The organism is Paracoccus sp. KKT209, assembly GCF_055635455.1.
The window spans coordinates 1,955,134-1,979,621 of the sequence record NZ_CM145758.1 but is presented as its reverse complement, the minus strand read 5'-3'; the positions used below and the strand labels follow the sequence as shown (position 1 = coordinate 1,979,621).

Genomic DNA, 24,488 nt, shown 5'->3' with positions numbered 1-24,488 from the left:
TGCCGTTGCCTGCGAAACAGGGACCGGCGGTGCCTCGCAACCGGCAGGCAGGTGCGGAACAGGCTGACCCGACCGCAGGGATCGGGGCAGCCTGCGGCATCATTCGTCGCTTTGCCGTTCGTCGTCGCCGAAGCGGGCGTCATCGGCGAACTCGTCCTCGCCCTCGTTCACGAACTTGGCGCTCAGCGCGATCGAGTGGTTGTCATGACCCGGATCCATCACGACGTCCGACGGGATCTCGCCCGTCAGCCATTCGCGCAGCTCCTCGCGGATCTCCGCGGGTTCCTGGCCGGTCGCTTCGGCCAGATAGGCCACGAAGGCGCGCTGGTCGCCGTCGATCTCGTCCAGATCGCTCTCGTCGGCGTCGGGCCACTTGTCGAGGATGGCCTCATAGAAGGCCGCCCAGTTTTCCTGCACATGGTGCCACTTCATCAATAACCTCCTGCGGGGATCGCACCCTGGAACCAGCGGGCCGCCCCAGTAATGTCTTCGCCGACACCGGCGACCGTGTTGCATCCGGCAAGTATGCCACAAGCCAGCAAGGTAACCCAAAACATCCGCATCAGTTCGCCTCCTTCCACCAGACTTCAGGAAGAAAGCCCGGCCAGTCGCCGTAAATCGGTTGGCGATCAGGATATTTCAGATCGGCCGCGTGGGCCAGCCGCGAGATCGGCGAGAAGCTGGCCGGGATCACGTAGCGCCCGGCGGTCAGCACCCGGTCCAGCGCCTTGACGGCAGCGGTGAATTCCTCGGTCGTCCCGGCCCGCACCATCGTGTCGATCAGCGCCTCGGCGGCGGGGCTGTCCATGCCCATCCAGTTGCGGCTGCCGGGCGTCGTGACGCCGTCGCGGCCCCAGTAGAGGCGCTGTTCGTTGCCCGGCGAAAGCGACAGGCCGCGCTCGTACCAGGTCATGTCGAACTGGTAGTTGTTCGTGCGCTCCACATATTGGGCCGCGTCCAGCAGCGTGACGCGCGGCGTGATCCCAAGCGGGCGCAGCGCCTCCACGTAGATGTTGACGATCTGCTGGGTTTCCGATCCCGACCGCATGGCGGTGCCGTTCTGGTTCAGCAGGATCTCGAAATCGAAGGGCCGGCCCTGGGCATCGCGCATCCGGCCGTCCTGGATGGTCCAGCCGGCTTCCTCCATCAGCGCCTGAGCTCGGCGCAGCGCCGGGCGGTCCATGGCGCGTTCGCTGCCCTCGGGCAGGCTGTAGCCGTCCAGCGTGCCGGGCGGCAGATCGTCCGCGAAGGGCTCCAGCAGCTCGGCCACGCGCCCGGTCGCTGGCCCCTCGTCCATGGCCAGCACCGAGTTCGAGAAATACGAGGTGATGCGCGGGTCGGTGCCGCCGTTCAGCGTCTGGTTGATGAAGCGGAAATTGAACATCTCGATCATCGCCTGGCGCACGCGCCAGTCGTCGAAGATCGGATTGCGGGTGTTCATGACCAGGCCCATGATCCCGGCGGGCCGTTCGTTCGCGATCTCGGACTTGATCACGTCACCGCGGGTCACCAGAGGGAATTCATATTCGGCGGCCCATTTCTGCGCCGACAGCTCGCGCCAGACAGTGACCTCGCCGGCCTTGAACGCCTCGAACATCGCGTTGGCATCGCCGAAATAGTCATAGCGGATTTCGTCCAGGTTGTTCAGGCCCGCCATCAGCGGCAGGTCCTTCGCCCAGTAATCCGGGTTGCGGCGGAAGGTGATCGAGCGTCCCGGATCAACCTGGCCGATGACATAGGGACCGCTGCCGATCGGCGGCTCCAGGCTGGACTGGGTGAAATCCTGGCCTTCCCACTGCGCCTTCTTCAGGATCGGGCGCAGGCCCATCAGCAGGGGCAGTTCCCGGTCCTGTTCGGTAAAGGTCAGGCGGATGCTGCGCTCTCCGGTCTGCTCCATGCTGGCCACCTTGGACCAGGCGCTTTGATAGCGGGGATGGCCCTGCGTCCCGAGCGTCTCATAGGACCACATCACGTCTTCGACCGTGACCGGGCTGCCGTCGGAAAACCGCGCCTCGGGGCGCAGCGTGAATTCGACCCAGGACCGGTCGGGCGCCGTTTCGACTGTCTCGGCCAGCAGACCGTAGAGGGTGAAAGGCTCGTCGATGGACCGCATCATCAGCGACTCGGTCACATGGAGGCCCACGCCCCAAGCCGCGTTGCCTTTGAGGATCCAGGGCTTGAGAGAGTCGAACCCACCCGGTTCCGCCATCCGAATCGCACCGCCCTTGGGGGCAGAGGGATTTGCATAGGGCAGATGGGCGAAGTCCTCCTGCAGTTGAGGTTCTCCATACATTGCAATGCCATGGGCAGGGCCGGCAAGGCTTGCCAGCGGCATTGCTGCAACACTGGCCGCCAGGCTCAGGATCATCGGCAGGGCGCCCCTGATCGCGAATTTGTTAAGGTTTTTTAAGATTCGCATCGCCTGCTGCCCCTTGGGTCGTTCTTTGGTCGCGATATCAACAGCCTCGGCAACGGTGCGTCAACCAAGCCCGGAAGATGGGTGTTGGACTCGGGCGGTTCCTCGCGTATAAATAACTCACTGCTCGATAGGTTTCTTGCCTGTATGAAACCTGCCTCATGACTTGCGCCCGCCTTGTGCGGGCGCTTTTTTTTTCCCAAGCTGCACCCGCAACAGCGGCCCCGCATCCCTGCGTCCGGGCCGAACGCAACCTGGGAGCTAGCGATGTTCGAGCAATTCCTCAAAGGCAAGACAGCCGTCGTGACGGGGTCAAATTCCGGAATCGGGCTGGGGGTCGCCGAACGTCTGGGTCGCGCCGGCGCGGACCTGGTCCTGAACAGCTTCACCGAGCGCGACGAGGATCACGCCCTGGCCGACCGCCTGGCAGCGGAGTTGGGGGTGCGTGTGCGCTATGTCCGCGCCGACATGTCAAAGGGTGCGGAGTGCCGCGACCTGATCCGGCAGGCGGGCGCATGCGACATCCTAGTCAACAACGCGGGCATCCAGCATGTCGCCGCCATCCCGGATTTTCCGGCCGAGAAATGGGACGCCATCATCGCCATCAACCTCAGCTCGGCCTTCCACACGACGGCGGCCGCGCTGCCGATGATGCGCGAGGCCGGCTGGGGCCGGGTGATCAACGTCGCATCCGCCCATGGCCTGACGGCCAGCCCCTACAAGTCGGCCTATGTCGCGGCCAAACACGGCATCGTCGGCTTCACCAAGGTGACGGGACTGGAGACCGCGCGCGAGGCGATCACCTGCAACGCGATCTGCCCGGGCTATGTGCTGACGCCGCTGGTCGAGGCGCAGATCCCCGACACGATGGCAAAATACGGCATGGGGCGGGAAGAGGTGATCGAGAAGGTGCTGCTGGAACGTCAGCCGTCCAAGGAATTCGCGACGACCGAGCAGCTAGGGGATACGGCCGTCTTTCTCTGCAGCGATGCGGCGGCCCAGATCACCGGCACGACGATCAGCGTCGACGGCGGCTGGACGGCGCTTTGAGGGGGAACCGCAGGGGGCAGGCGGCGTTCGCCTGAAGGCACTGAAAGAGGTAGGAAGATGAAGGGAATTGTTGCGTGGTTTCTGGGGGTTCCGGTCGTCGTGATCGTGATCCTCTATGTGCTCGGCATCTTCTGATGTCCTGGGGCGCCCCATGATGACGGGGCGCCCCCTTCCTTCCGATCCGGGCGTGGTCAGCCAAGCGCGCTCTGGATTGCGGGGATGTCCGAATTCGTCAGGGTCTTGGCGACTTCCTTGCGCAGCCGCAGCTGCAGTTCCTTGTGGTAATGCTTGCGCATGACGCCGAGCGAGGAGGGGTCCGCGATGATCGCCACATCCTCCATCTTGTGCTTCAGCACCATCTTGTTCAGGTGCCGCGTCAACTGCGCTGCAAATCCTGCCTCCTCCTCGTCGCGGGGCGAGATCTCGTCCAGCACCGGCATGGTGGCGGGATCCGACAGGCTGGCAGGCGTCACCGTCTCCATCTGGACAAGTTCGATCCCGTGGCGCGCGACGTTGCGGAAGATGCTGGCAGAGTGGCCGTCCGCGACGACCACAACGGTGTTGTGGGGCAACATGCTCTGTTCCTTCTGATCTGCTCGTCTGATGCCCCAACGCGGCCGCACCCGCGCTAGTTGCAGCCCTCGCAGAAGCGGCGAATCCGCGCCACCGCCTCCTGCAGGACCTCGTCTCCGGTGGCGTAGGAGATGCGGAAATGCGGGCTGAGGCCGAAGGCGGCGCCAAAGACCACCGCTACGCCCTCTTCGTCCAGCAGGGCGTTGGCGAAGGCCTCGTCATCGCTGATGCGGGTGCCGCCGGCCGAGGTCCTGCCCAGAAGCCCCGCCATCGACGGATAGACATAGAAGGCGCCCTGCGGCACCGGGCAATTCAGCCCCGAACAGGCATTCAGCCCCGCCACCACCAGGTCGCGACGGCGCTGAAAGACCGCGCGGCTGTCCCGGACATAATCCTGCGGCCCGGTCAGCGCGGCTTCGGCCGCGTATTGGCTGACCGAACAGGGGTTCGATGTCGACTGCGACTGCAGCTTGGCCATCGCCTTGATCAGCGGCTCGGGTGCGGCGCCGTATCCGATGCGCCAGCCGGTCATGGCATAGGACTTGCTGACACCGTTCATGGTCAGCACCCGATCCTTCAGCGCCGGCTCGACCCGGGCAGGGGTGCAGAATTCGAAGCCGTCGAAGACCAGGTGTTCGTAGATGTCGTCCGACAGGACCCAGACCTGCGGATGGCGCAGCAGCACATCGCACAAGGCCCGCATCTGCGCCCGGTCATAGCCCGCCCCGGAAGGGTTCGAAGGCGAGTTGAGGATCAGCCACTTGGTGCGCGGGGTGATCGCCAACTCCAGCGCCTCCGGGGTCAGGCGGAAACCGGTGCTTTGCGGACATTCCACGATCACCGGAACACCGCCTGCCAGCAGCACCATGTCGGGATAGCTGACCCAGTAGGGGGCGGGCACGATGACCTCGTCGCCGTCATCCAGGGTGGCCATCAGGGCGTTGAACAGGATCTGCTTGCCGCCCGTTCCCACGGTGATCTGCGAGGGCGCATAGTGCAGCCCGTTCTCGCGCGCGAACTTGTCGGCAATGGCGCGCTTCAGCGAAGGGGTGCCATCGACGGCGGTATAGCGGGTGTGCCCTGCATCGATGGCGGCTTTCGCAGCGTCGCGCACGTATTCAGGCGTATCAAAGTCGGGCTCTCCGGCGGACAGGCCGATGATGTCGCGTCCCGCCGCCCGCAGCTCTGCGGCACGGGTGGTCATGGCGATCGTGGGCGAAGGCTTGATGCGGGCCAGCCGGCCGGAAATGAACGCCATGGAAAAACCTCGTCTCTGTGCATTTGCTTGGGTCCGGCTTACGCCTGCGGACCCCGCCTCACAAGCGGGGCTGCGTGCAGGGGCGGATCGCCGCGGCGGCGCATCCCGGGGCGGTTGCCTGTTGACGGGCAGGGGGCGTGGCCGCAAGACGGGACAGGGGGATGCTGCCTGTTGCGGACAGCGGCCCCGATGGAACGCTTGCAGGAGGTTCTGGCCGATGGCTGAGACGACGGAAACCCGCGAACACCGCCTGAAACGGCTGCACATGCGCAGCTGGCGCCGCGGCATGAAGGAGATGGACCTGATCCTGGGGCATTTTGCTGATGATTGCCTGGACAAGCTGTCCGGGGACGAGCTGGACCTCTACGAGCGGATGCTGAGCGAAAATGACCAGGACCTTTATCTCTGGGTCACCGCGCGGATTGGCGAGGGTCCGGGGCCGGATCGGGGCGCCCCGGATCTGCTGGCGCCGATGCTGGACCGCATCGCGCGTCATGCCGCGACCCGTTTCGCCGCCGATCGTTAGAGTTTTCATCAATCTGCATCTGCCGGGGCCGGGCTTTAACTGAAGATTGTCTTTTTCGTGTCAGTGTCAGGACATGACGAACAGGACAGGATCATCTCGCGCCATGCTCGCACCCGCCCCCCGCGACCCTCTTCCGACGGTCGATCACTGCCAATCCGCCGCCTTGCCCGACATGACCGAGGCCTATCTGGAATCGCTTCAGCTGCTGGAGCGGATGCACAGGTTGATGCTGGATCTGGTCAAGGACGAATTCGAACGCCTGCATCGGGGTGACCTGACCCCCGTGCAGGCCATGATCCTCTATAACCTGGGCGAGGCGGAGGTTTCCGCCGGCGAACTGCGATCGCGCGGGATGTATCAGGGATCGAACGTCAGCTACAATCTCAAGAAGCTGGTCGCGATGGGCTATGTCCATCACGAGCGTTGTGATCTGGACCGCCGCTCGGTCCGGGTGCGCTTGACGCCCGAGGGGCAGCAGGTCCGGGACATGGTGCACCGGCTTTTCCTGCGCCACGCCGAGGGACTTTCCATGTCCGGGGTTCTGGAAGATCCGCCGCTGGAGCAGGTGAACCTCCAGAACCGCCGCATCGAGCGGTTCTGGAGCGAGCAGATACGGTATATCTATTGACCGGGTTGGCGGTCGCTACGCCGCCCGCCCGTCACCAGTGGCCGATGTTTTCCATGCTGGACCACGGCTCCTGCGGGGGCAGGTGGTCGCCCTCCTGCAGCAGCTCGATCGAGATGTTGTCGGGGCTGCGCACGAAGGCCATATGGCCGTCGCGCGGCGGGCGGTTGATGGTGACGCCCGCATCCATCAGCGTCTGGCATATCTGGTAGATGTTGCCGACGCGATAGGCCAGGTGGCCGAAATGGCGGCTGTCCGAAGGCAGGCCCTCGTCGCCGTCCCAGTTCCAGGTCAGTTCCACCGGGCATTCCGGCTGGCCCGGCGGCGCCATGAAGACCAGGCTGAAGCGGCCCTTGTCATTGTCGATGCGGCGCGTCTCCTCCAGCCCCAGCAGGCGGAAGAATTCCATCGTGCGGTCCAGGTCCTTCACGCGGACCATCGTGTGCAGATAGCGGATGTTCATGGGCATCTCCTGTCTTTGCGGGTGCAGACTGTCACGGTCGTGCCCGGCGGACAACAGCCTGTGGCGGAGGGGCTGGCGGGCGCATATGCCGGTTGTCCGGTGGCGGATCTTGACTTAGGACGAGGGCCACCCCACCGCCTGAAAGGACCCTGCGCCATGCCCCTCACGCCCGACCAGCAGGCCGAGATCTACAGCCTGCGCGCAACGCCCCGCCAGACGCTGCGCGCCGTGTCCGAGGGGATGGAGAACCACCTGTACGTGGCCCATCAGGTCCTGGATCACGGGCTGGTCCGGGTCATCGACTACATGGGCGACGATGCGGCGATCTGTCAGGCCGCGCGCGTCAGCTATGGCAAGGGCACCAAGTCGGTCCAGAACGACGAGGGGCTGATCCGCTATCTGATGCGGCACTGGCATTCGACGCCCTTCGAGATGTGCGAGGTCAAGTTCCACGTCAAGCTGCCGGTCTTCGTGGCCCGCCAGTGGATCCGCCACCGCACCGCCAACGTGAACGAGTATTCCGCGCGGTATTCGATCCTGGACCGGGAATTCTACATTCCGGCCCCCGAGCAGCTGGCTGCGCAGTCCAGCCAGAACAACCAGGGCCGGGGCGAGGTGCTGCAGGGCGCCGAGGCCGCCCGGGTCCTGGACCTGCTGCGCGAGGACGCGATGCGCAGCTATGACAACTACGAGGCGATGCTGAGCCAGGAGGGCCAGCAGGGGCTGGCGCGCGAACTGGCGCGGATGAACCTGCCGGCCAACATCTATACCCAGTGGTACTGGAAGGTGAACTTGCACAACCTGCTGCATTTCCTGCGGCTGCGGGCCGATGCCCATGCGCAGTACGAGATCCGGGCCTATGCCGAGGTCATGTGCGACATCACCCGCGACTGGGTGCCGGCCGCCTTCAATGCCTTCCGCGACTATCGGATGAACGCGGTCAACCTGTCGGCCCAGGCCGCGGCCGCGCTGAAGCGCCGCCTGGCCGGCGAGGTCGTGACGCAGGAGACATCGGGCATGGGCGCCCGCGAATGGCGCGAGTTCCAGGAGGTCTGGGGCTGACAGCCTAACACATGCCCGTCCATCCAGCCCCGCGTGCCCCGGCCCGCGGGGCTTTTTCGTGACACCTTCCCCGCGCCGGGAACGCTGCCTGTCATGAAACCGTCACCAGAATCATACATAGGCGTCACAGCCCGTCATTAGGGGTGCAGCGACGATAACCAGTTCCACCTCTCTGGAGTACAGACATGAAGAGCTTCGGTCTTACCGCCACGGCATTGTCCGTGATCGCCCTTTCGGCCACCGCTGCGGCGGCGCGCGACCAGATCCGCATCGTCGGCTCGTCGACGGTCTTCCCCTATACCCAGGCCGTTGCCGAAGAGTTCTCGAACCAGACCGGCGCACCTGCCCCGATCGTCGAATCGACCGGCACCGGCGGCGGCATGCAGATCTTCTGCGAAGGCGTGGGCGAAAACACGGCCGACATCACCGGCGCCTCGCGCGCGATGACCAAGTCGGAATACGACCTCTGCGTCTCGAACGGCGTGACCGACATTACCGAGGCGATGATCGGCTATGACGGTCTGGTCATGGCGGTTGCCCGCAACAGCGAGGCCGACTGGAACCTGACGCTGGAGCAGGTCTATCTGGCCCTGGCGGCCGAGATCGTCCAGGACGGCAAGCTGGTCCCGAACCCCTACATGAACTGGTCCGAGATCGACGAATCGCTGCCCAACGTGGCGATCACCGTGATGGGGCCCCCGCCGACCTCGGGCACCCGCGACGCCTTTGTCGAACTGGCGATGCATGCCGGTTGTGAAGAGAACGCCGCCGCGATGGAACTGGCCGAAGCGGCCGAGAAGAAGTCGGACTGGGTCAAGGAAAACTGCTCGCGCATGCGCACCGACGGCCCGTTCATCGAGGCCGGCGAGAACGACAACCTGATCGTGCAGCGCCTGAACACCGATCCGAACGCCCTGGGCATCTTCGGCTATTCCTTCCTGTATGAAAACATGGACACGCTGATCGACGTGCACCTGAACGGCGTCGACGCCGAGATGGAGACGATCGCCTCGGGTGAATACCCGCTGTCGCGTCCGCTGTTCTTCTACGTCAAGGACGCGCATCGCGGCGTGATCCCGAACCTGCAGGAATTCGTCGAGGAATACATGTCCGAGAACGCCTTGTCGGACACCGGCTACCTGTCGGAGCGCGGCCTTGTCGCGCTGCCCGCCGACGAGCGTGCCGAGCTTCAGGCGCGCGTGACCTCGGGCGAGGGTGACTTCGCGGTCACCGAATAAGCCCTTCGGCCCGCCCCGCGCGATGCGGGACGGGCCATCACGATCGCGAGGATCCCATGACAGGTCTGGCCTTTGCCCTGCTGCTGAGCGCGTCTCTGGCAGCATACATGATCAACCGGCGGGCGGCGCTGGCCCTGCGTGATCGCGGCGAGCGGTTGCACTCGCTCGGCATGTTCCACGGGCTTTACGGCCTTTTGCTGATCATGGTTCCGGCGGTCGTGGTGACGGTCCTGTGGATCATGCTGCAGAACGGCGCGATCAACGCGCTGACCATGTCGGGGCTGCCCGACGGCGTCCTGGACGAAGCCGCGAACCGGCAGCTGGTCCTGTCCGAGATCCAGTCCCTGGCGCAGGGCCGCGTCTTCGGCACGCCCGAGCCCTGGAAGCTGGAGGCCGCCGAACGCATGAACGGCCTGCGGTCGACCTCGGCCTGGCTGATGGTGGCCGTGGTCGCGGCGCTGTCGGCGGTCCTGCTTCTCGTCTCGCGCCGCCAAGTCGCGGCGGCGTTTCGCGCCCGCCAGGCGGTCGAGCGGATCGTGATGGGGCTGATGATCGCCTGTTCGCTGGTGGCGGTCATCGTCACCTTCGGCATCGTCTTTTCGCTGGTCTTCGAATCGGTCCGCTTCTTCCAGATGGTGCCGCTGACGGACTTCCTGTTCGGCACTCGGTGGGAGCCGCAGATGCCGATCCGTGCCGACCAGATCGCGGCCGAAGGCGCCTTCGGCGTGCTGCCCGTCTTTCTGGGCACGCTGGTCATCACCTTTGTGGCCATCGCCATCTCTGTCCCGATCGGGCTGATGTCGGCGATCTATCTGAACGAATTCGCGGACCGGCGCTTTCGTGCCGTGGCCAAGCCGATCCTGGAGCTGCTGGCCGGCATCCCGACTGTGGTCTACGGCTTCTTCGCCATCCTGACCGTCGCGCCTGCGCTGCGGGCCTGGGGGGCGGCGCTTGGCATCCCCGTGGCGCCCAATACCGCGCTGGCCGCCGGTGGGGTGATGGCCATCATGCTGATCCCCTTCATCTCGTCCTTTGCCGATGACGCGCTGTCGGCGGTGCCGCGGTCGCTGCGCGATGGCGCCATCGCCCTGGGCGCGACACGGTCGGAGACCGTCCTGAACGTGCTGTTCCCCGCCGCCATCCCGGGCATCGTGGGCGGCGTCCTGCTGGCCGTCAGCCGCGCCATCGGCGAGACGATGATCGTGCTGATGGCCGCGGGCCTGATCGCCAAGATGACGCTGAATCCGCTGGACAGCGTGACGACGGTGACGGTGCAGATCGTGACGCTGCTGATCGGCGACACCGCCTTTGACAGCCCCAAGACGCTGGCCGCCTTTGCCCTGGGCCTGATGCTGTTCATCGTCACCCTGTTCATCAACATCCTGGCGCTGCGCATCGTGCGCAAGTACCGCGAACAATACGATTGAGGCCTGCGATGACCGATCTTCCCAACCAGCGCAGCAAGCCCGCGCCGACCTGGTCCTCGGACGAGTTCAAGGGGCGTCTGGCCCGCCGCCACCGGAAGGAGGCGGGGCTGAAGTTCCTGGGTCTGGCCGCGATCATGCTGGCCTTCCTGATGCTGGGCATCCTGCTGTGGACGCTGATCTCGGGCGGGGCGCAGGCCTTCCGGCAGACCCATGTGACGCTGGACGTGCCGGTTTCGGCGCAGATGGTGGACGCGGCCGATCCGGCCAAGGGCAACTATCGCGGCGTCATCGCCGAGGCCATGCAGGCAACCTTCCCCGATGCCCCGCAGGAACGGATGCGCGGGCTGTCGGGCATCGTGTCGAACGCGGCGCAGTTCGTGGTGCGCGACCGTGTGGTCGAGGACCCGTCGCTGATCGGCCAGACCATCCAGATCCGCGTGCCGGTGTCGGACGTCTATGACCAGCTGAACAAGGGCAACGTGGACGAACTGTCCGACGAATCCACCCGCCGCCTCAGCGATGCGGACATCGCCGCATTCCGCCAGCTGGAAGCCGAGGGGCGCATCTCGCTGCCCTTCAACTGGGCGCTGTTCACCCAGGCCGACTCGCGCTTTCCCGAACTGGCGGGCCTGAAGGGCGCGATCATCGGGTCCTTCTACGCGCTGCTGGTCTGCTTCCTGATCTCGTTCCCGTTGGGCATCGGCGCGGCGATCTACCTGGAGGAATTCGCCCCCAAGAGCCGCCTGAGCGACATCATCGAGGTGAACATCAACAACCTGGCCGCCGTTCCCTCGGTCGTCTTCGGCCTGCTGGGTCTGGCCGTCTTACTGAACTGGTTCGGGATGCAACGCTCGGCGCCCTTCGTGGGCGGGCTGGTGCTGGCGCTGATGACGCTGCCCACGATCATCATCGCGACGCGGGCCGCGCTGAAGGCCGTGCCGCCGTCGATCCGGGAGGCGGCCTTGGGCGTCGGCGCATCGAAACAGCAGGTCGTCTTTGGCCATGTCCTGCCGCTGGCCATGCCGGGCATCCTGACCGGCACGATCATCGGCCTGGCCCAGGCCTTGGGCGAGACCGCGCCGCTGCTGCTGATCGGCATGAACGCTTTCGTCACCTCGGCCCCCGCCACGCCCTTCGACGCCTCCACCGCACTTCCCACCCAGATCTTCATCTGGGCCGACAGCCCCGAGCGCGGCTTTGTCGCGCGGACCTCGGCCGCGATCCTGGTCCTGCTGGGCTTCCTGGTGCTGATGAACGCCCTCGCCATCTACCTGCGCAGCAAGTTCGAGCGCCGTTGGTAATCTTGCAAGGACATCCTACCATGTATGACACGACCCGAACGGAGACCGCTGTGAGCCAGCAGGACATCAAGATCTCGGCCAGCAACGTGCAGGTCTTCTATGGCGACAAGCAGGCCATCAAGGACGTGAACGTCGGCATCCTCGACAAGACCGTGACCGCCTTCATCGGCCCCTCGGGCTGCGGGAAATCGACCTTCCTGCGCTGCATCAACCGGATGAACGACACGATCGACAGCGCCCGGATCGAGGGCGAGATCCGTCTGGACGGTCAGGACATCTATGACCGCCGCGTGGACCCCGTGCAGCTGCGCGCCCGCGTCGGCATGGTCTTCCAGAAGCCGAACCCCTTTCCCAAGTCGATCTTCGACAACGTGGCCTATGGTCCCCGTATCCACGGACTGGCCCGCACCAAGGCCGACCTGGACGGGATCGTGGAAGGCGCGCTGCGCGGGGCCGCCCTGTGGAACGAGGTCAAGGACCGCCTGGCCGAGCCCGGCACCGGCCTGTCGGGCGGCCAGCAGCAGCGCCTGTGCATCGCGCGCGCCGTCGCGACCGCACCCGAGGTCCTGCTGATGGACGAGCCGTGCTCGGCCCTGGACCCGATCGCCACCAGCCAGGTCGAGGAGCTGATCGACCAGCTGCGTGAACGCTATTCGGTCGTCATCGTGACGCATTCGATGCAGCAGGCCGCGCGGGTCAGCCAGAAGACCGCCTTCTTCCACCTGGGCAACCTGGTGGAATATGGCGACACCAACGACATCTTCACGCGCCCGCGCGACAGCAGGACGGAAGCCTATATCTCGGGCCGAATCGGCTGAGGCCTTCGAAAGGACAGGACATGAACCGCGACAAGCACATCTCGTCGGCCTTCGACCGCGACCTGGAGACGATCCAGGCCATGGTGGTCAAGATGGGCGGCATGGTCGAGGCCGCGATTACCGACGCCGCGACCGCGCTGGACACCCGCGACGAGGAACTGGCCGAAGAGGTCCGTCGCCGCGACAAGGCCATCGACGCGCTGGAGGCGCAGATCAACGAGGATGCCGCCCGGCTGATCGCCCTGCGCGCGCCCACCGCGACAGACCTGCGCATGGTGCTGGCGGTGATCAAGATCTCGGCCTCGCTGGAACGGGTCGGCGATTATTCCAAAAACATGGCCAAGCGCACCGAGGTCCTGTCGCATCTGCCGGTGATCGAAGGGGCGGGCATCGCCCTGCGCCGGATGAGCCAAGCCGTGAACAAGATGCTGCAGGACGCGCTGGACAGCTATATCCGCCGCGATGCCGACCTGGCCCAGGACGTGCGCCAGCGCGACCTGGAGGTGGACCAGATGTACAATGCCCTGTTCCGCGAATTCCTGACCCACATGATGGAGGATCCGCGCAACATCACTCCCTGCATGCATCTGCATTTCATCGCCAAGAACGTGGAGCGCATGGGCGATCATGCCACCACCATCGCCGAGCAGGTCGTCTATCTGGTCACCGGCGATCTGCCCGACGAGGCGCGCCCCAAAAGCAACAGCGTGCCGGTCGTTCCGGCAGGCGGGGCCTGATCATGTCCCGTCAGGCCCCCTGCGTTCTGGTCGTCGAGGATGAGGGCGCGCAGCGCGAGGTCCTGCACTACAATCTCGAGGCCGAGGGCTTTGACGTGGTGGTTGCGGACAATGGCGAGGATGCGCTGCTGCTGGTCCAGGAGGAGCAGCCCGACCTGATCGTGCTGGACTGGATGCTGCCCAAGGTCAGCGGCATCGAGGTCTGCCGGCAGGTCAAGGCGGACCCTTCGACCCGCAACATCCCGATCATCATGCTCTCCGCCCGCAGCGAAGAGGTCGACCGCGTGCGCGGCCTGGAAACCGGCGCCGATGACTATGTGGTGAAACCCTATTCCGTGGTCGAGCTGATGGCCCGCCTGCGCACCCAGCTGCGCCGCACCCGCCCCGCCACCATGGGCGAACGGCTGAGCTTTGGCGACATCATCCTGGACGCGGCCGAACATCGGGTCTTTCGCGGCGGCCAGGCCCTGCATCTGGGCCCGACCGAGTTCCGGCTGCTGTCCACGCTGATGGAAAAGCCGGGCCGGGTCTGGACGCGCGAACAGCTGCTGGACCGGGTCTGGGGTCGGGACATCTATGTCGATACCCGCACCATCGACGTTCATGTCGGCCGGCTGCGCAAGGCGCTGATGCAGAATGGCGGCGACAACCCGGTGCGGACGGTCCGCGGCACGGGCTACGCCCTGGGCTGAGGGGGCGGGGCGTCAGGTCACCTGCGTGACCAGATCGCCCAGGCCCTCGATCCGGACCGTCATCGTCTGGCCGCGCCGGACTGGACCCACGCCCGCGGGCGTGCCGGTAAAGATCAGGTCCCCGGGCGCCAGCCTTACCAGCCGCGACAGGTGCGCAATGATCTGGGCCACGGGCCAGATCATCTGCGACAAGCAGGTGTCCTGGCGGATCTGCCCGTCCACCTCAAGCGTGATGCGGCCCTTGTCCATCGGCCCCGTCTGGTCCACCGGGTAAACCGTCCCGCAGGGTGCCGATGCGTCAAAGCCCTTGGCCATGTCCCAGGGCCGGCCCATCCGCTTGGCCTCGGCCTGAAGATCGCGGCGCGTCATGTCATTGCCGGCGGCATGGCCCCAGATCAGCCGTTGCGCATCCGCCGCCGCGACGTCGCTGCCGCCCGCGCCCAGGGCCACGACCAGTTCAGCCTCGAAATGCAGATCGCCGGTGGCGGGCGGATAGGGCAGAGGCGCCCCGTCCGTCAGCAGCGCGTCGGCTGGTTTGGTAAAGAAGAACGGCGGTTCGCGATCGGGGTCATGCCCCATCTCGCGGGCGTGGGCGGCATAGTTGCGCCCCACGCAGAAGATGCGCCGCACCGGAAAGCGGTCGGTGCTGCCATGAACGGGCAGGGACGGGACCTGCGGTGCCGGGATGACAAAGCCGCTCATGACGCGAAGAGGCCGTCGAAATCGGCAAAGCCCTTGACCTCGATCGGGTTGCCCGACGGGTCAAAGAAGAACATCGTCCGCTGCTCACCCGGTTCCCCCTCGAACCGGATCACCGGGGGGATGTCAAAGGCGATGCCCTGCGCCTGCAGGCGATCCGCCAGCGCCAGCCAGTCCGGCAGCCGCAGCACCACGCCCAGATGCGGCATCATCACCATATGCGGGCCCACCCGGCCGGTGCGCGTGGTGGGAAAGGGCGTTCCCAGATGCAGCGACAGCTGGTGTCCGAAAAAGTCGAAATCGACCCAGGTGTCGGTCGAACGCCCCTCGGCGCAGCTTAGGACGCCGCCATAGAACCGGCGCGCCTCATCCAGATCCGTGACGTGGATGGCCAGGTGGAACAGGGATTTCATGCAGGTCTCCGCTCGATGCTCCGGCCATTTGTGCACGGCCTGCAAATGCGGCGCAAGCGGGTTGCGGTGGCAGAACAGTGATGTAATAGCATCACAAAACCTGTCCGGAGATTCTGCCATGCGTTCCCTGTTGCCTGCTGTCCTTGCCACGATCCTTGCCGCCCCGGCCTTTGCCACCGACGGCGTCCTGGACGTCGTTGCCCCCTTCGAGATCAAGGGCGCCGATCCTTCGACCTCAGGGGCGATCTTCATCAAGATGGAACTGGCCGAGACGCTGGTGAATGCCGATCCGGACGGCCGGCTGGTTCCGGGGCTGGCCACGGAATGGACGGTTTCGGAGGATGGGCTGGAATGGATCTTCCGGCTGCGCCAGGGCGTCAGCTTTCATGACGGCACGCCCATGACCGCCGCGGCCGTCGCCGGGGCCCTGAACCACGCCCGCGCGAAGCCCGGCCTTCTGGACACCGCGCCGATCACCGCCATCGAAGCGGCGGGCGAGGATCTGCGCATCACCCTGTCGGAACCCTTCGCGCCGCTGCCGGCCTTCCTGTCCGAATATCGCGGGTTGATCTATGCGCCCGCGGCTTATGACGCAGCCGGCAATGCCACCCAGGTGATCGGCACCGGCCCCTATCGCCTGACCGCCCTGCAAGAGCCGCTGCGCCTGGAGGCCGAGCGCTTCGATGGCTACTGGGGCGAGGCCGCGCATATCCCTCAGGTCACCTACCAGGCCGTGGGCCGGGCCGAGACGCGGGCGCTGCTGGCGGAAAGCGGCGATGCCGATTACGTCTTTACCCTCGATCCTGCATCGGTGGCGCGGCTGGCCATGGTCGACGGGATCGAGGTGATGTCGGTGCCGACCCCGCGCTCGCTGCTCATCAAGGTGAATGCCGGGCATCCGGCGCTGTCGGAGCTCGACGCACGCCGCGCCCTCAGCCTGGCGATCGACCGCGACGGGCTGGCGCAGGCGATCCTGCGCTATCCCACCGGCGCGGATCAGCTGCTGCCCCCGTCGGTGGCGGACTGGCATGTCGACGGCTTGCCGCCGCTGGCGCATGATCCGCAGGCGGCGCGCGACCTGCTGGCGGGGCTGGGCTGGACCCCGGGACCCGACGGCATCCTGACGCGCGACGGCCAGCGCTTCAGCCTGGTCCTGACCACCTATCCCGACCGCCCCGAACTGCCGCTGTCGGCGGCGGTGCTTCAGCAGATGCTGGCCCAAATTGGGGTCGAGCTGACGATCGATTCCACCAATTCGTCCGAGATCCCGGTTCGCCACGGCGACGGATCGCTGGACCTCGCGCTGCTGGCGCGGAACTTTGCGCTGGTCCCGGACCCGATCGGCACGATCCTGACCGATTATGCGACCGGCGGGGACTGGGGCGCGATGGGCTGGAGCCACGAGGGCTTCGCGTCCCTGATCCGCGACCTGGCGTCGGGCAAGGGCGGCCAGGCCGAGCGCGACCAGGCCATGGCCATCCTGCAGGACGAACTGCCGGTCATTCCCGTCGCCTGGTATCAGCAGACCGCCGCCGTCAGCACCGGCGTGATCGGCGCCGTCCTCGACCCGTTCGAGCGCAGCATCGGCCTGTCGCGCATGGACTGGGCGGAATGACCCTGCGCGCCGTCGGATATCGCCTGGTCCAGGCGCTGCTGGTGGCCGTGCTGGTGGGCGGGCTGACCTTCCTGATGATGCAGGCATTGCCGGGCGACGCGGCCTTTCGCATCGCCGCCAGCCGATATGGTTATGACATGGTCGATGCGGCGGCGGCGGCGCAGGTCCGCGCCGAGCTGGGGCTGGACGGCAGTGGCTGGAGGGCCTTCGCCGCCTGGCTGGGCGACCTGCTGCGGCTGGACTTCGGCACCTCTCTGGTCTCGGGCCGCCCGGTGATCGAGGAGATCCGTCACCAGCTGGGCGCCAGCCTGCAGCTGGCGGGCGTGTCGCTTGTCATGTCGCTGCTGATCGGGCCGCCGCTTGGCATCATTGCCGGGCTGCGCGCCGGCGGAGGGATCGACCGGGGCCTGCTGGTCCTGTCGGCCGCGCTGCGGGCGGTGCCGCAATTCCTGATGGGGCTGATCCTGATCGTCATCGTCTCGATCCAGCTGGGCTGGCTGCCCGCCGCCGGTCATGGCCGCCCAGACCACCTGATCCTGCCGGCGCTGACGCTGGCCCTGGGGCTGGCAGCGGTCTCGGCCCGGGTCACCCGCGACGCGATGGCCGGGGTCGCGGCCCGGCCCGACTATGCCTTCGGCCGCTGGAAGGGCCTGTCCGAGGGGCAGATGCTGCGCCGCCACGGCCTGCGCAACATCGGCGTGCCGCTGGTCACCTTCCTGGGCCTGCAACTCGTCCTGCTGATCGAGGGCGTGTTCGTTGTCGAGGCCATCTTTGGCTGGCCCGGCATCGGCCATGCCTTGGTCCACGCGATCTTTGGGCGCGACGTGCCGATGGTGCAGGGCACCGCGCTGCTGCTGGGCCTGGGTTTCGTGCTGCTGAACGCGCTGACGGATCTTGCCGCACACCTGATCGACCCCCGAGGAGCCCGGACCCCATGACCATGTCCGACATGACCCTGACGCCCGTGGCCCGGAGCGGCTTTGGCCGGCTGCGCTGGATCGGGTGCGCCCTTCTGATGATGGTGGTGGGCTTTGCGCTGCTGGCCCCGGTCATCGTGCCCACCGACCCGCTGCAGCAGAGCCTGGTAAAAGCTTTGGCCGGTCCCGATGCCGTCGCGCCCTTCGGCTATGACCACTTGGGCCGGTCGCTGATGGCGCGGCTGGCGGCGGCGCTGCGGCTGTCCTTGGCTATCGCGGCGGCCTCGGTCCTGACGGCCGGGATCGCGGGGGTCGGGCTTGGCGTGCTGGCTGCCTGGCGTGGGGGTCTGACGGACCGGACGCTGTGCCTGCTGGCGGACAGCGTTCTGGCCCTGCCGGGGCTGCTGATGGTGCTGATCGTGACCGCGATCGTTGCCGACCGGCCCTTGGCCTTCTGGATCGGCCTGACGCTGGTCCTGTGGATCGAATATTTCCGCCTGACCCGAGCCACGGTCGCGCGGCAGTTGGCGGCGCCGGGGGTCCAGGCGTCGCGGCTGCTGGGCTTCGGGCCGTTCTATGTCTTCCGGCGGCATCTGTGGCCGGACCTGGCACCGGTTCTGCTGACCGTGGCGGCCTTCGGGGCGGGGACCGCCATCATGACCGTTGCCGCGCTTGGCTTTGTCAGCGTCGGCATGCGTCCGCCCGCGCCTGAACTGGGGCTGATGATGGTCGAGTTGCTGCCCTATTACCGCGAGGCGCCGCTGGCGCTGTTCCAGCCGGTGATCGCGATCTTCCTGACGATCCTGGCCCTGAACCTGCTGGCCCAAGGAACCCGTCGATGAGCCTGCTTCTCTCTGCCAAAGACGTCTCCGTCCATGCCGGGACCGAATGCCTGGTCCAGCCCGGATCGCTGGCGCTGCATGCGGGGCGCCCCCTGACGATCCTGGGCGAGACCGGTTCGGGCAAGAGCCTTCTGGCGCAGGCGATCATCGGCACGCTGCCGCCGGGCCTTCGGGCCGAGGGGCGCGTGGAGGTCGCGGGCCAAGTCCTCGATCCGGGCCGGCCCGCGGCATTCCGACCGCTCTGGGGACGCCAGATCGGGATCCTGCCGCAGGAGCCCTGGCTGTCCCTGGACCCGCTGATGCCCGCCGCGGCGCAGGTCTCCGAAGGCCATGCCCTGGTGCGGCGCCTGCCTTGGGCAGAGGCCCGTGCCGCCGCCGACGACGACCTGGCGCGCTTGGGCCTGGCGCAGGCGGGGCACCGGCGGCCCGATCAGCTGTCAGGGGGCATGGCCCAACGCGCCGCCTTTGCCGCCGCCCGTGCCGGGGGCGCCCGCATCGTCATCGCGGACGAGCCGACCAAGGGTCTGGACGCCGACCGCCGGGATGAGATCAGCGCCCTGCTGCTGGCGGAAACGGCGGCGGGCGGGGGACTGCTGACCATCACCCACGATCTTGCGCTGGCCCGCGCGCTGCAGGGGGATCTGGTCGTCGTCCTCAGGGGCCGCATTGTCGAGCGGGGGCCGGCCGCGCAGGTGCTGGCTGACCCCCAGCACGACTATACCCGCGCGCTGATCGCCGCCGATCCGTCCGCCTGGCCGCAGCCGCAGCCGCGGCAGGTTGCCGGCCTGCCGGTCCTGGAGGCACGGGGCTTGTCGGTTGCGCGGGGGGGACGGGTGCTGTTTTCGGGCGTCGACCTCGATCTGCGTCAGGGACAAATCATCGGCATCTCGGGCCCAAGCGGCTGTGGAAAGTCCACCTTGGGGGATGCCCTTCTGGGGCTGGTTCCCTTGGCGGATGGAACCGTGACCCGCGCGCCGGGCTGCCCGGCGGTCAGGTTCCAGAAGCTGTACCAAGACCCGCCCAGTGCCTTTCCCGGCAGCGTCACCCTGGGCCGCACGCTGGCCGATCTGGTCGCACGGCACCGGCTGGACAAGGGGCGCATCGGCGCGCTGCTGGACCGGCTGCGCCTGTCGCCGCGCCTGCTGCAGCGGCGCCCGTCCGAGGTTTCGGGGGGTGAACTGCAGCGGCTGGCGCTGCTGCGCGTCCTGCTGCTGGACCCGGTGTTCCTGTTCGCGGACGAGCCGACCTCGCGGCTGGACCTGATCACCCAGGCCGAGGTGACGCGGCTGCTGGTCGATGTCGCGCGTGAGACCGGCATGGGCCTGCTGATCGTCAGCCATGACACGGACCTTCTGGCCAAGGTCGCCGATCGGGTGATCCGGCTGGACGATCCGGGGCTGGCCCGCGCGGCCTAGGGCGCCAGCCCGTCCAGAACCGCGCCCGCCTGCCGCGCCGCCTCCTCCCATCCCGGCAGCAGCGCCCCGGCGCGCGCGGCGGCCGCCGCCTTGCCCGCCCGCGCCTGCGGGTCGGTCAGCAGGCCGCGCACTGCGGTCGCCAGCGCCTGCGGGTCGTCGGGCGCGACAAGGACGCCGGCATCCGGCGGCACGGTGCCGGGCACCGCGCCCGCACGGGTGCTGACGATCGGCAGGCCATGCGACAAAGCCTCGTCGAAGACGATGCCATAGCCCTCGTACCGGGTTGCCAGCGCAAAGATCGAGGCGCGCTGATAGAGCTCCTGCAGCGCCTCACCCGGCACCTGTCCGGCCAGACGCAGACGATCGCCAATCTCCAGCGCGCCGACCTGAGCCTGCAATTCCGCCGCGTGGCCCCGGTCCCAGGGCGTCCCGACGATCACGCCCTGCCAATCCATGTCCCGCAGGCGCGCCAGCGCCGCGATCAGGATGTCGTGGCCCTTGCGCGGGTGCAGGATGCCGACCGACAGGATCAGCGGCGGCTGTTCGGGGGTCGCGGGTCTCCAGCGCTTGGGCTTGTCGGTGCCCGGACGCACGACCGTGATGCGGTCCGCCGGGACATCATAGCGCTGGATCAGCATGTCCCGCGTGTGCGGGCTGGGCACCATGACGTGACGCGCCAGGGCTAGGTTGGCGCGCTCGGTCCGCCAGAGGTGATCGGCCAAGTCGGCGGGCAGGGCGCTTTCCTGCGCCAGCGGGTGGTGGATCAGGGCGACGATCGGCGCCCGAACCCGCGCCAGGCCGCGGCTGTCCAGCGCGCCGAAGGCCAGCCCGTCGATGATGACTGGCAGATCGGGGGGCAGCGCCGCCAACTGGTCCAGCGCGGCGTCCATGTCCCTATCATCCGGGGTCGGAAAGCTGTCCGGCAGCTGGATCACCCGGACCGCGCGGCCTTGGGCGCGCAGCCCCTCGACCAGGCGGCGGTCATAGATATAGCCGCCGGTCAGCGTGGTGATGTCGCCCGGCAGGGCGAAGGCGGCAGGGCGGGGGCTGGTCATGGATCGGCCTTTGCGGGAGCGGGGACAAGAGGGGCGGCCGGGACCTCGCGGCCCTGCGCTAGCAGCACGATCAGCCCGGGCAAGGTGCTGGCCAGGAACACCAGCCCAAAGGCCAGGCTGGCAGCCAGGCCCGCCGCCGCGCTGGCACCGATCAGGGGAAACAGCCCGGCCGCCGCCCCTTCGCGCCATCCCCAACCGCTGATGGTGAAGGGCAGGATCATCGTCAGCAGGATCAGCGGCACCAGCACCGCGGCCTGGACCGGCGACAGGACGGTGCCCGTGGCCCGCGCGCAAAAGGCGAAGGCCGCCAGGTTCGCGCCGGTGATGGCCAGGTTCAGCACGATCTGTCGGGACAGCGCGTTCCGGCTGAGCAGCGTCAGCCGGACCATGCGGCGCAGGTCGCGCGCCCCCACGCCCGCGCGGCCGGGCAGGCGCCCGGCGAAGGCGACCGCCAAGATGCCCAGCAGCCCGGCCCCCAGCAGGACCGCCACCAGCCCCAGGATCGGCAGCGGCAGGTCCAGCCCGCCGGGAACCAGGGTCGCGGCAAGCGTCCCGGCCAGCAGGGTGACGAAAAGGGCCAGCTGGCCCGCCAGCCGCTCGATGGCCACGGCGGCGGCCGAGCGGCGCAGCCCGGCCCGGTGTCGCGCCCGCAGCGCCCGCCCGGCATCGCCGACGACCCCCCCGGGCAGGGACTGGTTCACCACCTGGGCCAGATAATATTCCGCGACCGCATGGCGCCCTGGGATGATCTGCCCCAGCTGCCGGGCCGTGATCCGCCAGCGCCAGGCCGACAGCAGCGTCTGCGCCGTCAGCGCGGCCAGCGCCGCCGCCAGCCAGCCGCGATCTGCCTGTGCCAGGATCCGCAGCGCCTGCGCCCCGTCGAAATTCAGCCAGAACAGGCCCAGCAGCAGCACGGCACCCAGGATCTGCAGCCCGCCTGTCCGGCTCATGCGGGGGGATTTCCGCGAGCGTCCGAAAAGCTGTGCAGGATGCGGTCGCGCAGCGTCTCCATCGGCAGGGGCAGCTGGTCCTGCGGCGGGATGAGGCCCGGCACGAGGCCCCATGAGGCGGTCAGTTCCACCAGATGCGCCGGCCCGATGATGTGGATCGGCACCTCCCGCCGCTCATCCAGCCCGATCGAGCTGGCCGCCTGGTGGTCGCCGATCAGGATCATCAGCGGCGGGTCGTCGGAATGCAGCCGGGCATAATCCATCACCGTTCGCAGGGTATAGGCGATGGCGTCACGGTACTGCCGGCGCACCCGCTCGCGGTCGCGCCAGACGACCTCGGGCGGGTCGCCGGCTTGGGCCATTTCGTCAAAGACTGTGCCGTCGCCCAAGCTGTCCCATGCCACCAGCTCGGGCACCGGCACCCAGGGGGCGTGGGACGAGATCAGCGCGACTTGGGCCATAAGCCGCCGCGGATGCGGGCCGGTCCGCAGCAGGCGGTCGACGGCTGCCAGCGTGAACTGATCCGGCATGGTGACCCAGTTGAAGGGCAACCCGCGATAGCCCAGATCGGGCGCGGCAAGGACGGTCTGAAAGCCCATCGTGCTGGACTCGGGCCAGGGGCGCACGACCGCGGGCATGACGGCAGCGGTGTGAAAGCCGGCCACCCGCGCATGGTGGAACAGCGTCCTGCGCCCGCTGGCGATTGCCGCCTGATAGCGCGTCTGATCGTTGATCAGCAATCCGTTGGCGAAGGTCCCATGCGCCAGCCAGCTTTGTCCGCCATGGGTGGGAGAGGTCAGGAAGCCCGACCGCATCGCCAGCCCCGCCTGGTCCAGCTGCGCCTGAGCCTGCGCCAGGAGGTCGAGGTGCTGGCGTGCATAGAAGGGCGTGTCAAAGCTGGTCCGGCCATAGCTTTCCAGAAAGATCACCAGAACGTCGCGGTCGATCAGCTCCAGTGGCCGGGCCAGCGCGCCCAGATCGTCCTGGGCCACGGCGGCGCGGAAATTTCGCAACTCGCTCAGCGTGCGCAGGGTCAGTGCCACGCGCTCGGCGGCATAGCGCGATGCATCGGGCAAGGACGGCGCAAGGCCCGCCCGCGGCAGCAGGACCAGAAGGGCGGCCAAAGTGAATGCGGCCCCCAGCACCCATCGGCGCATGTGGCGCCCCAGGGCCAGCCGCATCCAGACGCCCGTGGCCCACCAGATGGCAGCGGTCAGCACGATCACCAGAAGGATGGCGGCCAAGGCGCCGCCGGCCGCCGCCAGCGTGCCGAAGCTGCCCGCCAGCAGCCGCACCGAGGCGTCGATCAGGGGCAGGTCCCCGACCGGGTTGAACCGCCGCCCCAGGCTTTCCAGCATCGCCAGATCCGCCAGCTTCAGCAGCGTCACAAGCAGGATCGCGGCCGTCGCCAGCACGCGCAGCACCCGGCCCGGCCAGACGGGACCAAGGGCCAGCAGCACCAGGATGATGAGGCCCGCTTCGGGCGCGGGCCGCAGCCAGGCGACGGCGGCCAGGTCGCCCGGGCGGTCGGGCAGGGCGATGATCCCCTGCAGGACCAGCGCGGCCAACAGCGCGCGGCCAAGGAGGTACCAGCGGCTCACCGGTGCCTCCAGAGCCACAGAAGGTCGCGGCCGAAGGACCAGGACAGGGCCAGCGCCGCCAGCCGCGCCAGCAGCGTGGCGGCCTCGGGCGGCAGCGGCGGCAACTGCAGCGCGATCAAGGCCGCGAGCTGCAGCACGCAGACGGTCTTGCGCGCCAGGCTGGGCGGAAGCGGGGCGCGGATCCAGGGCCAGATCGCCCCACCCGCCACAAAGGCATAGCGCATGACGCCCAGCACCAACACTTCGGGTCCCAGGGGTCCGGCGGCCAGCGCATGCAGGGCCAGGACCAAGGCGAGGGCCGCGTCCACCTCCATGTCGAAGCGCCCGCCGAAATCCGACACGAGGCCGCTGCGCCGGGCCAGAAAGCCATCCACGCCATCAAGTGTCAGCGCCACGCCCGCCACGGCGGCCACCATCCATCCCGCCGCCGCCCCACCGGCCAAAGGCGCCAGCAGCGCCAGCGCCAAGGCCAGCCGCGCCAGGGTGACGATGTTGCAGGCGCCGACGCGGTCATGGGGATAATGCCGCCGCATCCCTTCTGCCACGATGGCTGCCCCCAGAAGAAAGGTCGCCGCGGCCGGCCAGATCGTGCGTCCCCCGTCCAGGATTAGGACGGCCGTCGCCCCATGGATCGCCAGCCCGATGGCAACCGCGACGGCCAGGCCCTGGGGCAGGCGTGCCAACCCGGGCCTGCTGACGGAGGTGGAGACGGGGGGCGGGGGCATCTGCATCAGACGACCATATGGTCCCGTCGCCGCCCGTCAAGCGGCCCCGCAAAACGCTATGCCGAACGGC

General features: G+C 67.7%; 25 protein-coding genes. 14 read left to right on the top strand and 11 right to left on the bottom strand.

Annotated elements, in window-relative coordinates; translation table 11 throughout:
* Nucleotides 1-99: 99 nt before the first annotated feature.
* Complete coding sequence (locus ACZ2G3_RS09915) at nt 100-432, bottom strand: hypothetical protein (RefSeq protein ID WP_419268040.1); 333 nt, start codon at nt 430-432, stop codon at nt 100-102.
* Between the two features lie 130 nt (nt 433-562).
* Nucleotides 563-2,368 carry an extracellular solute-binding protein gene (locus tag ACZ2G3_RS09910; protein ID WP_470395694.1) on the bottom strand — a complete coding sequence of 602 codons (1,806 nt, stop codon included), beginning with the start codon at nt 2,366-2,368 and terminating at the stop codon, nt 563-565.
* Nucleotides 2,369-2,683: 315 nt separating this feature from the next.
* Between ACZ2G3_RS09910 and ACZ2G3_RS09905 the strand changes: the two genes are divergently transcribed.
* A complete protein-coding gene (locus ACZ2G3_RS09905) occupies nt 2,684-3,466 on the top strand; it encodes a 3-hydroxybutyrate dehydrogenase (protein WP_470395692.1) in 783 nt (260 codons plus the stop codon).
* Between the two features lie 191 nt (nt 3,467-3,657).
* Here ACZ2G3_RS09905 and ACZ2G3_RS09900 read toward each other — a convergent pair whose 3' ends face one another.
* On the bottom strand, nt 3,658-4,041 hold the full coding sequence (locus tag ACZ2G3_RS09900) for a host attachment family protein (RefSeq protein ID WP_470395690.1): 384 nt from the start codon (nt 4,039-4,041) through the stop codon (nt 3,658-3,660).
* A gap of 53 nt (nt 4,042-4,094) precedes the next feature.
* Nucleotides 4,095-5,297: a pyridoxal phosphate-dependent aminotransferase gene (locus ACZ2G3_RS09895; RefSeq protein WP_470395689.1), complete on the bottom strand. Its 1,203-nt coding sequence runs from the start codon at nt 5,295-5,297 to the stop codon at nt 4,095-4,097.
* Nucleotides 5,298-5,514: 217 nt separating this feature from the next.
* Here ACZ2G3_RS09895 and ACZ2G3_RS09890 point away from each other — a divergent pair, with 217 nt between their 5' ends.
* Nucleotides 5,515-5,823, top strand: coding sequence for a succinate dehydrogenase assembly factor 2 (locus ACZ2G3_RS09890; RefSeq protein WP_470395687.1), 309 nt, complete (start codon nt 5,515-5,517; stop codon nt 5,821-5,823).
* Nucleotides 5,824-5,995: 172 nt separating this feature from the next.
* A complete protein-coding gene (locus tag ACZ2G3_RS09885) occupies nt 5,996-6,451 on the top strand; it encodes a MarR family winged helix-turn-helix transcriptional regulator (protein ID WP_470399102.1) in 456 nt (151 codons plus the stop codon).
* Between the two features lie 31 nt (nt 6,452-6,482).
* On the opposite strand, the gene ACZ2G3_RS09880 is transcribed toward ACZ2G3_RS09885, so the two are convergent.
* Entirely contained in the window at nt 6,483-6,911 is a 429-nt protein-coding gene (locus tag ACZ2G3_RS09880) for a VOC family protein (RefSeq protein WP_470395686.1), read from the bottom strand.
* Nucleotides 6,912-7,067: 156 nt separating this feature from the next.
* On the opposite strand from ACZ2G3_RS09880, the gene thyX reads away from it, so the two are divergent.
* From thyX to phoB, 7 genes are all read left to right on the top strand, one after another.
* On the top strand, nt 7,068-7,973 hold the full coding sequence (thyX, locus tag ACZ2G3_RS09875; protein ID WP_470395684.1) for an FAD-dependent thymidylate synthase: 906 nt from the start codon (nt 7,068-7,070) through the stop codon (nt 7,971-7,973).
* A gap of 185 nt (nt 7,974-8,158) precedes the next feature.
* Nucleotides 8,159-9,211, top strand: a complete 1,053-nt coding sequence (locus tag ACZ2G3_RS09870; protein ID WP_470395683.1) for a substrate-binding domain-containing protein — start codon at nt 8,159-8,161, stop codon at nt 9,209-9,211.
* Nucleotides 9,212-9,267: 56 nt separating this feature from the next.
* Nucleotides 9,268-10,638 (top strand): phosphate ABC transporter permease subunit PstC, encoded by a 1,371-nt coding sequence (gene pstC, locus ACZ2G3_RS09865; RefSeq protein ID WP_470395682.1) that lies wholly within the window; start codon nt 9,268-9,270, stop codon nt 10,636-10,638.
* A gap of 8 nt (nt 10,639-10,646) precedes the next feature.
* Complete coding sequence (pstA, locus tag ACZ2G3_RS09860; RefSeq protein ID WP_470395680.1) at nt 10,647-11,939, top strand: phosphate ABC transporter permease PstA; 1,293 nt, start codon at nt 10,647-10,649, stop codon at nt 11,937-11,939.
* A gap of 20 nt (nt 11,940-11,959) precedes the next feature.
* Nucleotides 11,960-12,757, top strand: a complete 798-nt coding sequence (gene pstB, locus ACZ2G3_RS09855) for a phosphate ABC transporter ATP-binding protein PstB (RefSeq protein ID WP_470395678.1) — start codon at nt 11,960-11,962, stop codon at nt 12,755-12,757.
* Between the two features lie 20 nt (nt 12,758-12,777).
* Nucleotides 12,778-13,494, top strand: a complete 717-nt coding sequence (phoU, locus tag ACZ2G3_RS09850) for a phosphate signaling complex protein PhoU (protein WP_419268052.1) — start codon at nt 12,778-12,780, stop codon at nt 13,492-13,494.
* A 2-nt stretch (nt 13,495-13,496) separates the two neighbouring features.
* On the top strand, nt 13,497-14,186 hold the full coding sequence (gene phoB, locus ACZ2G3_RS09845; RefSeq protein WP_419268053.1) for a phosphate regulon transcriptional regulator PhoB: 690 nt from the start codon (nt 13,497-13,499) through the stop codon (nt 14,184-14,186).
* Between the two features lie 12 nt (nt 14,187-14,198).
* On the opposite strand, the gene ACZ2G3_RS09840 is transcribed toward phoB, so the two are convergent.
* Both ACZ2G3_RS09840 and ACZ2G3_RS09835 read right to left on the bottom strand, forming a co-directional pair.
* Nucleotides 14,199-14,888 carry a fumarylacetoacetate hydrolase family protein gene (locus tag ACZ2G3_RS09840; RefSeq protein WP_470395675.1) on the bottom strand — a complete coding sequence of 230 codons (690 nt, stop codon included), beginning with the start codon at nt 14,886-14,888 and terminating at the stop codon, nt 14,199-14,201.
* Nucleotides 14,885-15,298 (bottom strand): VOC family protein, encoded by a 414-nt coding sequence (locus ACZ2G3_RS09835; protein ID WP_470395673.1) that lies wholly within the window; start codon nt 15,296-15,298, stop codon nt 14,885-14,887. Before ACZ2G3_RS09835 ends, ACZ2G3_RS09840 begins: the two co-directional genes overlap by 4 nt.
* Before the next feature lie 118 nt (nt 15,299-15,416).
* Here ACZ2G3_RS09835 and ACZ2G3_RS09830 point away from each other — a divergent pair, with 118 nt between their 5' ends.
* Genes ACZ2G3_RS09830 through ACZ2G3_RS09815 form a run of 4 tightly spaced genes read left to right on the top strand, consistent with a single transcriptional unit; the run spans nt 15,417 to nt 20,087 of the window.
* Nucleotides 15,417-16,913 carry an ABC transporter substrate-binding protein gene (locus tag ACZ2G3_RS09830; RefSeq protein WP_470395671.1) on the top strand — a complete coding sequence of 499 codons (1,497 nt, stop codon included), beginning with the start codon at nt 15,417-15,419 and terminating at the stop codon, nt 16,911-16,913.
* Nucleotides 16,910-17,851 carry an ABC transporter permease gene (locus tag ACZ2G3_RS09825; protein WP_470395669.1) on the top strand — a complete coding sequence of 314 codons (942 nt, stop codon included), beginning with the start codon at nt 16,910-16,912 and terminating at the stop codon, nt 17,849-17,851. Before ACZ2G3_RS09830 ends, ACZ2G3_RS09825 begins: the two co-directional genes overlap by 4 nt.
* Nucleotides 17,848-18,672 (top strand): ABC transporter permease, encoded by an 825-nt coding sequence (locus ACZ2G3_RS09820; RefSeq protein WP_470395667.1) that lies wholly within the window; start codon nt 17,848-17,850, stop codon nt 18,670-18,672. Before ACZ2G3_RS09825 ends, ACZ2G3_RS09820 begins: the two co-directional genes overlap by 4 nt.
* Nucleotides 18,669-20,087, top strand: a complete 1,419-nt coding sequence (locus tag ACZ2G3_RS09815; RefSeq protein ID WP_470395666.1) for an ABC transporter ATP-binding protein — start codon at nt 18,669-18,671, stop codon at nt 20,085-20,087. Before ACZ2G3_RS09820 ends, ACZ2G3_RS09815 begins: the two co-directional genes overlap by 4 nt.
* On the opposite strand, the gene ACZ2G3_RS09810 is transcribed toward ACZ2G3_RS09815, so the two are convergent.
* The 4 genes from ACZ2G3_RS09810 to ACZ2G3_RS09795 are packed head-to-tail and all read right to left on the bottom strand — an operon-like array spanning nt 20,084 to nt 24,424.
* A complete protein-coding gene (locus ACZ2G3_RS09810; RefSeq protein ID WP_470395664.1) occupies nt 20,084-21,142 on the bottom strand; it encodes a glycosyltransferase family 4 protein in 1,059 nt (352 codons plus the stop codon). The genes ACZ2G3_RS09815 and ACZ2G3_RS09810 overlap by 4 nt on opposite strands.
* Nucleotides 21,139-22,092 (bottom strand): lysylphosphatidylglycerol synthase transmembrane domain-containing protein, encoded by a 954-nt coding sequence (locus ACZ2G3_RS09805; RefSeq protein WP_470395662.1) that lies wholly within the window; start codon nt 22,090-22,092, stop codon nt 21,139-21,141. The genes ACZ2G3_RS09810 and ACZ2G3_RS09805 overlap by 4 nt, the downstream gene beginning before the upstream one ends.
* The gene (locus ACZ2G3_RS09800) at nt 22,089-23,693 is read right to left on the bottom strand and encodes a sulfatase-like hydrolase/transferase (RefSeq protein ID WP_470395661.1); all 1,605 of its coding nucleotides are present in this window, start codon (nt 23,691-23,693) and stop codon (nt 22,089-22,091) included. The genes ACZ2G3_RS09805 and ACZ2G3_RS09800 overlap by 4 nt, the downstream gene beginning before the upstream one ends.
* Nucleotides 23,690-24,424, bottom strand: coding sequence for a CDP-alcohol phosphatidyltransferase family protein (locus ACZ2G3_RS09795; RefSeq protein ID WP_470395660.1), 735 nt, complete (start codon nt 24,422-24,424; stop codon nt 23,690-23,692). Before ACZ2G3_RS09795 ends, ACZ2G3_RS09800 begins: the two co-directional genes overlap by 4 nt.
* Nucleotides 24,425-24,488 lie beyond the last annotated feature (64 nt).

Bases quoted from the DNA above. Each gene is read 5' to 3' on its own strand.
- ACZ2G3_RS09915 (WP_419268040.1), bottom strand. From the start codon at position 432: ATGAAGTGGCACCATGTGCAGGAAAACTGGGCGGCCTTCTATGAGGCC.
- ACZ2G3_RS09910 (WP_470395694.1), bottom strand. From the start codon at position 2,368: ATGATCCTGAGCCTGGCGGCCAGTGTTGCAGCAATGCCGCTGGCAAGC.
- ACZ2G3_RS09905 (WP_470395692.1), top strand. From the start codon at position 2,684: ATGTTCGAGCAATTCCTCAAAGGCAAGACAGCCGTCGTGACGGGGTCA.
- ACZ2G3_RS09900 (WP_470395690.1), bottom strand. From the start codon at position 4,041: ATGTTGCCCCACAACACCGTTGTGGTCGTCGCGGACGGCCACTCTGCC.
- ACZ2G3_RS09895 (WP_470395689.1), bottom strand. From the start codon at position 5,297: ATGGCGTTCATTTCCGGCCGGCTGGCCCGCATCAAGCCTTCGCCCACG.
- ACZ2G3_RS09890 (WP_470395687.1), top strand. From the start codon at position 5,515: ATGGCTGAGACGACGGAAACCCGCGAACACCGCCTGAAACGGCTGCAC.
- ACZ2G3_RS09885 (WP_470399102.1), top strand. From the start codon at position 5,996: ATGACCGAGGCCTATCTGGAATCGCTTCAGCTGCTGGAGCGGATGCAC.
- ACZ2G3_RS09880 (WP_470395686.1), bottom strand. From the start codon at position 6,911: ATGAACATCCGCTATCTGCACACGATGGTCCGCGTGAAGGACCTGGAC.
- thyX (WP_470395684.1), top strand. From the start codon at position 7,068: ATGCCCCTCACGCCCGACCAGCAGGCCGAGATCTACAGCCTGCGCGCA.
- ACZ2G3_RS09870 (WP_470395683.1), top strand. From the start codon at position 8,159: ATGAAGAGCTTCGGTCTTACCGCCACGGCATTGTCCGTGATCGCCCTT.
- pstC (WP_470395682.1), top strand. From the start codon at position 9,268: ATGACAGGTCTGGCCTTTGCCCTGCTGCTGAGCGCGTCTCTGGCAGCA.
- pstA (WP_470395680.1), top strand. From the start codon at position 10,647: ATGACCGATCTTCCCAACCAGCGCAGCAAGCCCGCGCCGACCTGGTCC.
- pstB (WP_470395678.1), top strand. From the start codon at position 11,960: ATGTATGACACGACCCGAACGGAGACCGCTGTGAGCCAGCAGGACATC.
- phoU (WP_419268052.1), top strand. From the start codon at position 12,778: ATGAACCGCGACAAGCACATCTCGTCGGCCTTCGACCGCGACCTGGAG.
- phoB (WP_419268053.1), top strand. From the start codon at position 13,497: ATGTCCCGTCAGGCCCCCTGCGTTCTGGTCGTCGAGGATGAGGGCGCG.
- ACZ2G3_RS09840 (WP_470395675.1), bottom strand. From the start codon at position 14,888: ATGAGCGGCTTTGTCATCCCGGCACCGCAGGTCCCGTCCCTGCCCGTT.
- ACZ2G3_RS09835 (WP_470395673.1), bottom strand. From the start codon at position 15,298: ATGAAATCCCTGTTCCACCTGGCCATCCACGTCACGGATCTGGATGAG.
- ACZ2G3_RS09830 (WP_470395671.1), top strand. From the start codon at position 15,417: ATGCGTTCCCTGTTGCCTGCTGTCCTTGCCACGATCCTTGCCGCCCCG.
- ACZ2G3_RS09825 (WP_470395669.1), top strand. From the start codon at position 16,910: ATGACCCTGCGCGCCGTCGGATATCGCCTGGTCCAGGCGCTGCTGGTG.
- ACZ2G3_RS09820 (WP_470395667.1), top strand. From the start codon at position 17,848: ATGACCATGTCCGACATGACCCTGACGCCCGTGGCCCGGAGCGGCTTT.
- ACZ2G3_RS09815 (WP_470395666.1), top strand. From the start codon at position 18,669: ATGAGCCTGCTTCTCTCTGCCAAAGACGTCTCCGTCCATGCCGGGACC.
- ACZ2G3_RS09810 (WP_470395664.1), bottom strand. From the start codon at position 21,142: ATGACCAGCCCCCGCCCTGCCGCCTTCGCCCTGCCGGGCGACATCACC.
- ACZ2G3_RS09805 (WP_470395662.1), bottom strand. From the start codon at position 22,092: ATGAGCCGGACAGGCGGGCTGCAGATCCTGGGTGCCGTGCTGCTGCTG.
- ACZ2G3_RS09795 (WP_470395660.1), bottom strand. From the start codon at position 24,424: ATGCAGATGCCCCCGCCCCCCGTCTCCACCTCCGTCAGCAGGCCCGGG.